Source organism: Aureibacter tunicatorum, assembly GCF_036492635.1.
Taxonomy (GTDB): Bacteria; Bacteroidota; Bacteroidia; order Cytophagales; family Cyclobacteriaceae; genus Aureibacter; species Aureibacter tunicatorum.
In genome coordinates, this window is record NZ_AP025307.1 from 14,518 (window position 1) to 26,949 (window position 12,432).

The 12,432-nt window shown below is 34.8% G+C and carries 14 protein-coding genes; 8 read left to right on the forward strand and 6 right to left on the reverse strand.

Annotation, left to right across the window (positions count from 1 at the left end; all coding sequences use genetic code 11):
• The first annotated feature begins 16 nt into the window (after positions 1 to 16).
• The 5 genes from AABK36_RS22640 (at position 17) to AABK36_RS22660 (ending at position 2,979) form a co-directional block, all read left to right on the forward strand.
• Entirely contained in the window at positions 17 to 1,042 is a 1,026-nt protein-coding gene (locus AABK36_RS22640) for a fatty acid desaturase family protein (protein ID WP_309942370.1), read from the forward strand.
• 43 nt (positions 1,043 to 1,085) lie between these two features.
• Positions 1,086 to 2,243 (forward strand): DEAD/DEAH box helicase, encoded by a 1,158-nt coding sequence (locus AABK36_RS22645; protein ID WP_309942368.1) that lies wholly within the window; start codon positions 1,086 to 1,088, stop codon positions 2,241 to 2,243.
• Positions 2,244 to 2,253: 10 nt separating this feature from the next.
• Entirely contained in the window at positions 2,254 to 2,445 is a 192-nt protein-coding gene (locus AABK36_RS22650) for a cold-shock protein (protein WP_309942366.1), read from the forward strand.
• A gap of 128 nt (positions 2,446 to 2,573) precedes the next feature.
• Complete coding sequence (locus tag AABK36_RS22655; protein ID WP_309942363.1) at positions 2,574 to 2,765, forward strand: cold-shock protein; 192 nt, start codon at positions 2,574 to 2,576, stop codon at positions 2,763 to 2,765.
• Between the two features lie 10 nt (positions 2,766 to 2,775).
• Positions 2,776 to 2,979, forward strand: coding sequence for a cold-shock protein (locus AABK36_RS22660; protein WP_421722711.1), 204 nt, complete (start codon positions 2,776 to 2,778; stop codon positions 2,977 to 2,979).
• A 370-nt stretch (positions 2,980 to 3,349) separates the two neighbouring features.
• On the opposite strand, the gene AABK36_RS22665 is transcribed toward AABK36_RS22660, so the two are convergent.
• The 4 genes from AABK36_RS22665 to AABK36_RS22680 form a co-directional block, all read right to left on the reverse strand.
• Positions 3,350 to 3,739: an energy transducer TonB gene (locus tag AABK36_RS22665; RefSeq protein WP_309942360.1), complete on the reverse strand. Its 390-nt coding sequence runs from the start codon at positions 3,737 to 3,739 to the stop codon at positions 3,350 to 3,352.
• 606 nt (positions 3,740 to 4,345) lie between these two features.
• Entirely contained in the window at positions 4,346 to 4,840 is a 495-nt protein-coding gene (locus tag AABK36_RS22670) for a hypothetical protein (protein WP_309942358.1), read from the reverse strand.
• A 97-nt stretch (positions 4,841 to 4,937) separates the two neighbouring features.
• A complete protein-coding gene (locus tag AABK36_RS22675) occupies positions 4,938 to 5,309 on the reverse strand; it encodes a hypothetical protein (RefSeq protein ID WP_309942356.1) in 372 nt (123 codons plus the stop codon).
• A gap of 284 nt (positions 5,310 to 5,593) precedes the next feature.
• Positions 5,594 to 5,938 carry a hypothetical protein gene (locus AABK36_RS22680; RefSeq protein ID WP_309942353.1) on the reverse strand — a complete coding sequence of 115 codons (345 nt, stop codon included), beginning with the start codon at positions 5,936 to 5,938 and terminating at the stop codon, positions 5,594 to 5,596.
• Positions 5,939 to 6,437: 499 nt separating this feature from the next.
• Between AABK36_RS22680 and AABK36_RS22685 the strand changes: the two genes are divergently transcribed.
• From AABK36_RS22685 to AABK36_RS22695, 3 genes are all read left to right on the forward strand, one after another.
• Positions 6,438 to 8,864, forward strand: coding sequence for a hypothetical protein (locus tag AABK36_RS22685; protein ID WP_309942352.1), 2,427 nt, complete (start codon positions 6,438 to 6,440; stop codon positions 8,862 to 8,864).
• A gap of 214 nt (positions 8,865 to 9,078) precedes the next feature.
• A complete protein-coding gene (locus tag AABK36_RS22690; protein WP_309942349.1) occupies positions 9,079 to 9,996 on the forward strand; it encodes an alpha/beta hydrolase in 918 nt (305 codons plus the stop codon).
• 34 nt (positions 9,997 to 10,030) lie between these two features.
• Positions 10,031 to 10,948, forward strand: a complete 918-nt coding sequence (locus AABK36_RS22695) for a helix-turn-helix domain-containing protein (protein WP_309942347.1) — start codon at positions 10,031 to 10,033, stop codon at positions 10,946 to 10,948.
• A 10-nt stretch (positions 10,949 to 10,958) separates the two neighbouring features.
• Here the strand turns inward: AABK36_RS22695 and AABK36_RS22700 are convergent, their stop codons facing one another.
• Both AABK36_RS22700 and AABK36_RS22705 read right to left on the reverse strand, forming a co-directional pair.
• Entirely contained in the window at positions 10,959 to 11,870 is a 912-nt protein-coding gene (locus AABK36_RS22700; protein ID WP_309942346.1) for a helix-turn-helix domain-containing protein, read from the reverse strand.
• Positions 11,871 to 11,897: 27 nt separating this feature from the next.
• Entirely contained in the window at positions 11,898 to 12,410 is a 513-nt protein-coding gene (locus tag AABK36_RS22705; RefSeq protein WP_309942343.1) for a hypothetical protein, read from the reverse strand.
• Positions 12,411 to 12,432: the final 22 nt, after the last annotated feature.

The window sequence follows — 12,432 nt, forward strand, 5'->3', positions numbered from 1 at the left end:
TTCTTATACGCTTAAATTGCGTGTATCCGAATATTTCAAAAGCTACAACATTAGCAGGTTTGGCAATGAACAATTGGTGGCAAAGTCAGCTCTTATGTTGTCATTATTCTTTGGCCCTTTGACTATTATCAATCTCGTTTCCTTTAATAGTATTTTACTGTTGTTTATTCTATATATAATTAGCGGGTTTGGTATGGCTGGTATAGGCATGTGCATCATGCATGATGCTATACATGGTTCATACTCCCCTAGTTTGTTGGTTAATAAAATTATGGGCTATAGCATTAATTTTATTGGAGCCAATGATAAAGTCTGGAGATTGCAACATAATGTCTTGCACCATACTTACACTAATATTGAGCATCATGATGATGATATTAACCCGCCTTTTTTTCTAAGGTTCTCCCCTCATAGCAAAAGGTATAAAATTCATGAATTTCAACATTATTATGCTTGGATATTTTACGGCTTGTCAACTATATCATGGATTACAACTAAGGATTTCATTCGCTATAGAAGGTTTTATAACATGGGCTTGGTTAAAGGCCGAAAAACTTATTTTATTGGACTGATAAAAATAGCTCTGTGGAAGTTGGTGTATTATTCATATACTCTAATCTTGCCTATTGTATTGACACCATTCTCGACAGGTACTGTAATAATTGCATTTATATGCATGCATTTTATAACAGGCTTAAGTATTTCCTTGGTTTTTCAATCAGCTCATTTGACTCCTGACGCATCTTTTCCTCTACCTGACAGTCAAGGAAATATCGAGAGTAAATTCATGGAGCATCAATTGAAAACCACTTGTAATTTCGCCCCAAAAAACCCTTTGTTAACTTGGATATTAGGAGGTCTTACCCATCAAATAGAACATCACCTCTTTCCTAATATCTCCCATGTGCATTATAGAAACTTGGCGTCAATCGTTAAGCAAACCGCCTTTGAATATGATTTGCCATATCATTCATGCGATTCATTCTTATCTGCGATTAAGATGCACTTTGCCATGCTCAAGAAGCTTGGCCAAATGAAATAAAATTTATTTCATTTTCCTTTCTAATTATTTGAAATATAATTTAATGAATAAAAATATTAAAAGACAGAAGCACTCTAAGTCTAATAAAAAGCCTGCTTCTGAACTGAATCCTGCTGATTTGATAAAAAAAGCAGTCCCTTTATCTGAAAGCGTTTATGTTTCTGAAAGAAATTATTCTCACTTTAATTTTCATAAGCTCTTAAGCAAGAATTTGAAAAATAAAGGATATGTAAAGCCTACAGAAATTCAAGACAAATCCATTGATCAACTGATTTCAGGTAAAAATATCGTAGGTATTGCAGATACAGGCACAGGTAAAACAGGAGCCTTTCTAATTCCCATTATTCAGCAAATGCTGACGAATCAAAATATTACTGCCTTAGTTGTGGTTCCTACTCGTGAGCTCGCTTTGCAAGTAATGAACGAGTTCAAGTCATTGACAACAAATACTCAACTTAAATCTGCTTGTTTTATAGGTGGGACTAGTATAAGCAAAGATATTGCTTTGGCAAGGAGAAAAAACAACATTGTTATCGGCACCCCGGGAAGGCTTATTGACTTGATGAATAAAGGGTCTTTAAATATCCAAAGCAAGTCCATCTTAGTAATGGATGAATTTGACAGAATGCTTGACATGGGATTTATTAGAGATGTGGAAAAGATTATCGCATCTATGAAAAACCGCAAGCAATCTATGCTTTTCTCAGCGACTTTGGATAAATCTCAAGAAAAGCTGATTGCCAAATTTGTGAATAAACCAATAAGGCTGAATGTTTCTAGCGGAACCAATTCAAGCGATAATGTAGATCAGGAAGTTATACATGTTGCTCATGATGAAAATAAATTTGATTTGTTGTATAATTTAGTAAGCGATGAATCATTCAAGAAGGTGATATTATTTGCTGAAACAAAAAGAATGGTAGACAGGCTTAGCAAAAAATTGGTTAAATCTGGAATTAAATCTGATGTGATCCACGGAGATAAATCCCAAAACTACAGAGCTAAAGCCATTAATTCATTTAAATCAGGAAAGACCAAAATATTAGTTGCAACAGATGTTGCCGCTAGAGGAATCGATATTAAAGAGGTTACGCACGTTATAAATTATCAATTGCCTTTGACGATGGATAGTTATATTCATAGAATAGGTAGAACCGGTCGCGCCAATCAAAAAGGGATGGCTTATACCTTTGTAAACTGATTTTCTTATTATGCTCAAAGGGACAGTTAAGTTTTTCAGTGATATCCAAGAATATGGTTTTATCACTTCAGAGATATCAAATCAAGAGATATTTGTATATGCCTCAGGGCTTATCGATAATATACAAAAAAATGATCAAGTCATCTACAACATAGCATTTGACTTAGATGGAGCTTATGCGATTAATGTTAAACTGGCTTAGTAGACATTATCACTATTGATAATTTATACTCTTTTATTTACCTCTAGAAGAAATTCAAAGGAGATTGATCGAACTAGTCGTGATGAAGATTAATTAAAAAAAATTTAATACAATAAAATAATACAATTATGAATGAAGGAACAGTAAAGTTTTTTGACGAAACTAAAGGATTTGGTTTTATTATTTCAAATGATTCTAACGAAGAAGTTTTTGTCCATGCTTCGGGACTTATTGACAATATCCAAAATGACGATAAAGTGACTTTCAATGTTGAGCAAGGCAAGAAAGGCCCAAATGCTGTTAATGTAAAGCGCGCTTAGTTTTAAGCTAATGAATGATCTTATGAAGCAGGGAATAGTTAAATTTTTCAATAACGAAAAAGGCTTTGGCTTTATCACTATTACCGAATTCAATCGAGATATCTTTGTGCATGTCACTGGACTTATCGATGAAATCAGCCAAAATGATCAAGTAGTTTTTGATGTTGAAGATAGTAGAAAAGGTCTTAGAGCCGTTAATGTAAAATTGATATAGCTTTATATTAATTCACTCATTATGTTGTAACACAACATGATATATGCGTGAGATTTCATTCTTTATGATATTAAATGAATTACCATTTGTCTTTACTTATTTTGTCTAAAGCAGCCCTTTTGGGTTGCTTTTTTCTGTTTATATCTTTTCATAGATTTAGTTTTCCAATGCTATTCCACTCGTTCCTCGTTTCAGGTCGGGCTGTCCGCTTCACTCCCTATGTGGGGTTCGCTTTCCTATAGAATTAGGTATAGGCACAAAATTACACCTTATGCGTGGATTTTGTGTATCTGGTAGCATATAGCTGAAGATACAGTCTTAAACTTGTTTTCTACCTCCTATTTAGACTAGTATTGAAGTACGTGTGGAATTATTCTCGATAAAGTTTAAAATATATTGACAAGGTTACTTGTGAATCAATCCTTTTCCCTTCCTTTTTGGCAGGTGTCCAATTAGGCATATTTTTTACTAATCTAATAGCTTCTTTGTCACAGGATTCACACAGATTTTTCACCACTTCAACATCTACAATTTTACCATTTTTAGTTACCAAGAATGATATATAAACCTTTCCTTCTACAGTATGCTGACCCTGTTGCCAATGCATATTTTTTTTAAAGTAAACATGAAGTTGCTTCTTTCCCCCTGGAAAAGAGGCTACCGAATTAGCTATTTGGCTTTTACATGAAACACTTAGAAAAAGAGTGCATGCAACTATCGTATAATAAAAGACAGTCTTAATTATTTTATTTTTTGACATGATTCTTTTCAGCCTCTTTAACCACACTCTTGATCTTATTTTCTAAATCATCTGCCTATGATTTAAAAAATCTCAAATAACAGGCGACCTTAAAACTATATTTTCAGTAATTCAACGCTTGAAGCTAGTTTCAAATAATTACCAACATAAAACAAATATAGATTATGACACAACTTCCCTTAATTAACTTTGATGAAAATGTCATCTGAAAACTTTTCAGGAAATTTTTGGATAGCTCTTAACTTAGGGATGTTATGTCAATGTCTATAATATACATAAATTCAAAATAAGATTATCACAATCAATTCGAACTGCTTTAAACAAAAAGCCTCAGCTTATGCCAAGGCTTTTAAGTATTATCTATCGACATTGGAAATAAGTTGAAAACTTGCTCCAGTATTCTTTTTTAATCTAAACTTCAACCATATGGGGCCTTTAAAGAGCCTTTTCCTTTATCGCTTCACACTAAAATATCACTATTATAGCATTATAAAAGTGGTTTGATTCCTCCTCCTGTAAACCGACATCGGTTAACCTACTACTTTAGTTACGCGTAGCGAAGTAGCACACCTTGAGCCAGATGGAGTGATTGAAATAGTTTCTTTGTTAATGAGGTATATTCTTCTTATCAATTGTAAACTCTCCAATTTTACCTAGAAGTTCACTACTTCTATATTTAGTCCAATACATTTCTATAGTGATAGAGTCCGGTAAGGGAATGCCATTATATTTTTTATATATTGATTTCCCTACATATTTCCAGCCTTTAAACCTCCAACTTGGTTTTTTTAAGCCATCTGTAACAAAATCTTCTTTAAAACGGACTACTATTTGATTTGAATCACCTTCCAAAATTGTCTTTTTTTCAAATTCGAAAAATTGCTTTTCAGCATAACAATTATTTATTGTAAAAGACAATGTATCATTTAACTTAATAACATCTGGATGATTATATTCAAATAAATATGTACCTCTTTTTTTTGATTGTTTAAGATCAAAGCTCACCTTTTGTACAGTTTTTCTTATAGGCAAGAAATTAAAATAAACATATGTGACAAATAAAACAAACAACAGGAATATTATAATAAATAATTTTTTCATAATGTTGCAATTTATATTTTTTTAGAAGGACTTACTATGGTGTACTATTTCGCTACGCTCGTAATACACCTTGCGACAGATAGGGAGGCGGTATTTATCATTTATTAAAAAGATGTCTAAGGTATAATATAACAATGATCATAATACCTAGTATAGCATCTAGAGTTAATAATAATTGTCTATTTTTTTCATCTATTATAAAAGTGAAAAAAATTATAGCTAAAAAAGTATGCATTCCTATTCTTAGAAACTCTTGTTTCAATGTTGATTGCTTTAAAATAACAAGCATACCAAATATAATAATATATAAAGGAGACCAAATTCCTACCAAAACAGCAGCTCCAGCTTTTACAATATGCCAACCTTTTGTTAAACCTATATATACTCCTCCAAATATTGATAAGAATATTATTACGGAATTTCTAGCAAAAAACATCTTAATGTTTTTTTTAGCATTATTTTTTATCATCTTCTTTTAAGTACTCTTTAGGTAAATTTGAAGTTATTCCTGAAACGGCTGTTCCAGTTGCTCGACCAAGCTTACTTATTTGATTTGAAATGACACTAATTATAACTCCCTCTGCAATTATTTCTACATAGACTTAGCCAGTGTTATTTTAATCTAAAGCCTGATGGTAGTCTTGGTGTCTTATTGCTTTCAGTTCCTATCTCCGCATCATAGATACTCTGCCTTGGGCATTCCGGATGTAATAGATATTAGCAATATGTTTGCAACAATAGAATAATCCTTATTTAAGGCATTTTAGTTATTAAAATCCATAATGGATAAATGAAAATAATAATCAGTACTAAAATTGATTTTATTAATTTAAATTTTTCATTCTTAAAATACTCAACAATACTTTCTGTTTTTTTCTTTGAAAAATAAAACAAATTAAATACACCTATAATTACCATTAATGAAAATAGATATACAGAATTCAATTCGTAGTCTATTTTTTTTAAATAAAAATTTAAAACTAATAAATCTATTGCTATAACTATACTTAATGCTATTCTAGCGGATATATCAGGATCTGTACCTCCCAAATTATATATTCTATAAATTTGTAAATAAATATATTCGTAAATTATCATTTTTAAAAAATAAGTTTTAAAGCTCTATTATATTTCATATAATTTCTTTAAGCTCTTCATGAATATTTTAATGAACTGTCACAACCTAAAGTATCATCAATTAAAAAAGTCCTTACTACATATATTTCTGTGATAAGGTAGTACTTCTAAAATAAATATTAAAAACTCGTTGCCTTTATAAAGTTAGTCATTTTTCACTACTATCAAATCGACTCATTACCTGTTCGAAAGAATATTAATCTATCTGCGTCTACATTTTGCCTGCTTGATTGGAGGCTACGCATGTACTGCCAAATTGATTCTTCATAGGATACTCATAGCCAAAATTGACATTCTCATTTAATTAATGCACCCTTTGGCGATTTCGGTATTTCCAATCATCATATGAAACCTTATCATTTCTAAACTCTATAAAGCTTGGCTTAAGAAAATAAAACTATTGAAACCACATTGCTATTTTATAGTTGTCATTAAACATCAATGCTTATTTTTTGAGCTTATGCTTTTCGATCACTTAAGATATCGCAACAAAACATCCTCTTCTCAGAAAATAAAGCGTGTCAATAGCAAATCAACCTCATCGACTTCTTATCGCATGCCGCCTATACAACGCTATGTTTATTCGGGTTCTGACAGCAAAACTCCCTTGCAAAATATCGATGAACTGCCACTTGCTATCAAGCAGGAATTGGAAGACTATCCAGATAAGGAAAGACAAGACCTTACAAAAGCTTTAGAGGATGCCATTTCAGACCCGGACACACCAGTGCGTATACATGAAGATTTTAATTTGGAAGATATCAAAGTCCAACTGTTGACTCCCCGCAAATCCGCGATAACCATTGCCAATGCTTACAGAACAAGCGATATCATAGTTGCTACTCAAAAAGCCCGAAAAATCATCGAGCCTGAAATTCAAAATGTATTGAGAGACGGCACACCTGTCTTCATAGAAGATGTTATGCGCTACTTAGGCATTCATGAAGGAAAGCTATCCATCACAGATAAACGTCCTGAAGAGCGTAATCCTTTCGACTATTTTGGGATATGGCTTCAAAAAAACATGCCCGAACTTCCAGCCGACCACACACCGTCCCAACTTAACTTATGGACAAGGTTAGCACGAGGCAAAGCCATGCATTATTTCACAAGGATAGCCAAGACGCCTATCTATATTCAGTTCATGCTGGAATATATGGATGAAGCCCAGTTAATGCGAGAAGATATCAGAGAAACTGATCACTTAGATCCTGCATATTATGACCTGTTAACGATTTACGATCATTTTTTGACCTATTTAGGCCTCAAACCTTATGAAGGAGCTGCAATTTTACTCGACAACCTAAACTTGGTTCGTCATGGCGAATACGTCCATCAGCCTTGGAGAGTTAACAGTCTTTTGTGGAGACATCATCTGCAAAGAATTTACTTGGCAGATACTAATTCCAGGCCTTCTGTCATAGCCGGAATCCGTGAAGCAAGGCCTTCTGCTTTAGAACAAGCCATAGAATTGCCAGCAGGATATTCACTTGAAGGAGGAGCTTCGAATACGATTCCAGATGATTTTGACATGTTAACGCGCGGGGAACTCAAATCGATAGCGTTCGATCCCTCCGCATATGACGAAATACTCACCATCGATGAGTTCCAAGCAAAGATGAAAAAGGAAAGCATGGCTAATTTTCATATACGAAGAATGCTAGTTCCTGAGCTTGTCATGATCGAAGCCCGTTTGCAGGAATACGAGATTGTCAAGCAAAAATCAGCTTTATTGCAAACAGAAATGAGGCAACTCCAAGAGTTAGACAAGAAATCTCATTTATACAAATTCAATATTGATAGAATCAGGGCTGCCGATCTCCGTTCCTGTCATTGCCGTATGGAACTGTTGGATGAAATCGAACATAATATCTACTTGTGGCATTCCAGATGTCCTGTTTTGAGTATGAGCATTCCGCCTGCATTTCATAAAAGCTTATTCATGCTATTGGAAACTTTGCATAAAGAGCATGTAGACCTCATAGGTTACATGCTAGAGCAGGGCCACCCATTATGGGTTCCGGATCAAGCAGGCCTTACTGAAGAGGAGCACGAGCATATTCAGATGACATGGCAAAAACTTGCCAAAGATCCCAGCAAAGAACTTTTCACGATTATCAGCAATTTGATGTTCTCAGAATCCACAAGATTGCCAGATGCCGCACAATTTTTCCAAATGGTTATGAGCTCATTTGCCAGACTGTTAAGCCGACCATTCGGAAGAAAGCTTGTTTGCGACATTGTCAATAACTCTCAACATCGACTTCGTGTTTTTCCCGTTCCATATTACGATAAAGAATCTACAAACTGCGTTCATCCTACAGGCTGGAGATCAAACACAGCAACTGCCAAATCCGATTTTGATAAAGACAATCTATTTGGCGAGGTAAATCCCTCTCCAAAGCATGGAGGCAATATAGAGCTTAAGTACCCTGATTTTGAGCTTCAAGGCCAAATGGGAACCCATTGGTCTGTGGTAAAAAGGCCTTATAGAGCGAGACGCCAAGACAGTCCTGTACCTAAGTCCAAAGAAGAAAAGACTGATGCTGTCGATTTGCTAAAAGCTCAAAATCATTACATTCCAAATAGCGGTAATATTATATTAAAACCCACATTTGTTGTACTTGGACATGAAGGAGGACATGTCAAGAACTTTCAAGAGGGAACAAACCGTCATCACGTACATAAGGATCATTATGAAACAGACCCTGAATTAATATTATGGAGAAACAATGAAGAGCATTATGTTATTACTCAAGTGGAAAATCCGATTCGCGAAGAGCATCATTTGCCCCCAAGACAATGGCATATAAGCCAGTCCATACTTTTCACAGAATTCATCAGCCACGCGGAAGGTTTCAAAAAATACAGGAAAGTATTGTCTTAATAAAATATAATGTTCAAGTAGTTCCTTTCCGCGCTATTTTATCCTTTTCCCTAAAATTTTTTCCAAATAACAATCCTTCTTTTGACAGTATTGCTCGCTTATAGAATAATACCTAAAAATCGACAAAGCATTCCGAAATATATATCAATTCTAATGGATCCGCTATACGACCTTTGTATCATCAATTAATTCTCAACAAGAAAAAAACTATATCATGAACTCATCGGAAGAATATCAAAAGAAAGTCGCTTTTTTTGGAAATGCGGTAACTTCAGTCATTAGAACTGACATGCCCAAAACACCTATAGATTATGGAATGAAATACAAAGATGTCTCCTTTACTGCATTGGATGGCATTAAAATAGCAGCTTGGTATATTCCTGCATCTTCTCCATCAGACAAGCTCATACTTATGACGCACCCCTTAAATTTCAATAAATATGGCTTTGTCCCGCCAGAAGAGCTAAAAGCATTTGCCAATGTCCCTGTTGAATTCATGCCGGCAGCCAAGCATTTGCATAAAGCTGGCTATAATATATTGACAATGGATTTAAGAAATCACGGTGACAGTGATAGCTATAATAACAACCAAACAGGTTCAGGAACCTATGAATGGCAAGACGTAGCTGGCATGATGAAATACGTCAATGAAAACAAGGAACTCAAACATATGCAAAAAGCTTTTTTAAGTTATTGTGTTGGGGCAAAATCAACATTAGCGGCGATCACACATGCGCCTGAGTATTTTAACGATATTAAGGCGATCATTTCAGTTCAAGCTCTTTCTGTAGATGTCGCAGCGGAAAATATGGCGAAAAATCAACTAGGCATTGAAAACACAGATCAATTTGTAGAAGACCTCAGAGAATACCTTAAAAAAGAAAAAAACATAAGTCTAGCGGACATGTCCCCACGAGACTATGTAAAGCATCTTAAATGCCCTATCATGTATGTTCAAATAAAAAATGATAAAACTACTTCTCCATCAGACACACAAGAGTTTTACGACAATACTCCCACAGAAAAAGAATTATTATGGATAGAAGGTGATCTGCATAGATTTGAAGGGTATAACTATTTGGGGAAACATCCTGAAAAAATGTTGGAATTCTTTGCTAAGTACTTTAAATAATAAATTAAGGGAGGCTTCCGTCTCCCATGTAAATATGAGACAAGAAATAACACGAGTTCCGAGTATTCATAAACTGCATAAATTGCTTGGAATAGAACCTCCAGCTCACCCTTTGATATCAGTAATAGATCTTACAAAGGCACACCCTATCCAAAGCAATTTCAATAGTAAAATGGTATTCAGCTTTTATGCTGTGATGCTTAAACAAGGCGAAAATTGCAAAATGAAATATGGACGTCAACCATTTGATTTTGAAGAAGGAACAATATTTTATATCTCTCCAGATCAATCGCTTACTGTTCCCTTAGAACGCATTGAAAGAGAACATAATGGATGGGGACTTTATTTTCATCCTGATTTGCTTAAAGGAAGTCCGCTAAATGAGAAAATAAAAAAATACGACTATTTTCAATACAATAGCGATGAGTCATTGCATATATCTTCAGAAGAAAAAAATCACCTTGAAATGGCTCTTCGCAATATTCAAAAAGAATACAATCAAAACCTTGATCACTTTAGCACAGAGCTTATCATCACCAATCTAGAGTTATTTCTTAACTACAGCAAGAGAGCATACAGTCGTCAATTTATAACCCGGAAATCTTTTAATACGCATGTAGTTACTGATTTTCAAGAGCAATTGGATGCCTATTTTTCAGAAGAAAAACATCTCAGTTTAGGAATGCCAACTGTCCAATATTTGGCAGAACAATTAAATTATTCCGCTGAATACCTCGGAGAGTTAATGAAAAATGAAACAGGCAAAGGTGCATTGGAGTATATTCATGAACATATCGTAAACCTTGCCAAGAATCTGTTGCTTAACTCTTCTGATTCCATCGGACAAATAGCTTATGGCTTAGGATTCGAACATTTGTCGCATTTTGCAAAAATGTTCAAAAAAAATACCGGCATGTCCGCTAGCGAATTCAGGAGTGATCATCTGATGTAGCTGAAGCCAATCATCTATTCAGCTCACGATACTCTCCGGGACTATATCCAGTTTTCCTTTTGAATAATTTGCTGAAATATGGAGCACTTTCAAATCCCAAGCTATAAGCAATCTGACTTACTTGTTCACTGCTTGCCAAAAGTTGGTTCTTGGCTTTTTCAATAATATAATGATGAATATGCTCTTGAGCGCTTTGCCCTGTCTCTTTTTTCAACAAATCTCCCAAATAGTTTGGTGTCATATTCAATTGATCCGCGCAGTATTTAACCGTTGGTATTCCTAGATCATTCAACTGATCGGAATTTATATATTCTCTTAATATTCCCTCAAATTGAATCACAATATCCTTGTTCATATTTGAGCGCGTATAAAATTGACGATCATAGAATCTGGCGCAATAATCAAGCAGCAATTCAATATTGGTGATAATCAGCTTTTGGCTATGCTTGTCGATATTCAAAGCATATTCCTCCTTGATCGTCTGCATGATATTCAGCAATACCCCCTTTTCCCTTTCCGACAAATGCAATGCTTCGGTTTGTTTGTATGCAAAAAAGGAATACTTGTCGATATGCTTTCCCAATTCCGACTTTCGAATCAAATCGGGGTGAAAATGAAGTGACCATCCTGAAAATCTCGCGCAATCCTCATCCGGTTCAAAATGAGCTACTTGTTCAGGCGTCTTAAAAACCAATACCCCATCTTCAAAATCGTACGCGCTTCTACCAAATTTCACTTTTCCGCCGCTGACGCTTTTAAGCGATATGGAATAAGTATTGATGATAAATTTCTTGTTCAAGTGCTTAGTCTCTTCAAAAACAATATCATCATACTTGATCAATGTAATCAAAGGATGCTCTGGTTTCCCTAGCCCAATGACTTCACGCAACTGGCTTATCGAGTCAATTTTCACTATTTCCATGCCGTCTTAAATCTATCAATTTTACTTTTATAATGTTTCCGAAATCTCTCGCAACGCTGTTAAATATTTCTCCGACTTAAGCTTGGAAAAACCTCCTTCCACCATAAAAACGATAAAGCATAAGAATAGCAAGCCTGTGCCTATTCCCGCCAGCCATTTCATATCGAATGCAAAAATGCAGATCAAAGCCAAAACGGCAATGATTCCAGCTCCATAAAAGTTCTTCTTGGTGTATGCCTCGTAAGATTCCATTCGTTCAAGTTGATCTTTTATGGTTTGCTTGCTGTCAAGAGAATAGCTTTTTGATACGACCTCGAACCTATTTTTGAACTTAACATAGCCATAAAAACTACCATAGCCCAAAAATAATAATGCTATGACACTCATTGTAATCCCCAAGCTCATAAAATACCCGTTGCTAGAAAGCTTGAACGCCATGATCCCTGAAGCTAGAGCAAACAATCCAGCCGGAAGAAATATGAACAATGCTTCGCTTTTGCCGGCATTTGTGAAGTTTTCCAACGCCTTGATAAATTCCATGATAATGCTTTAATGTGTTATC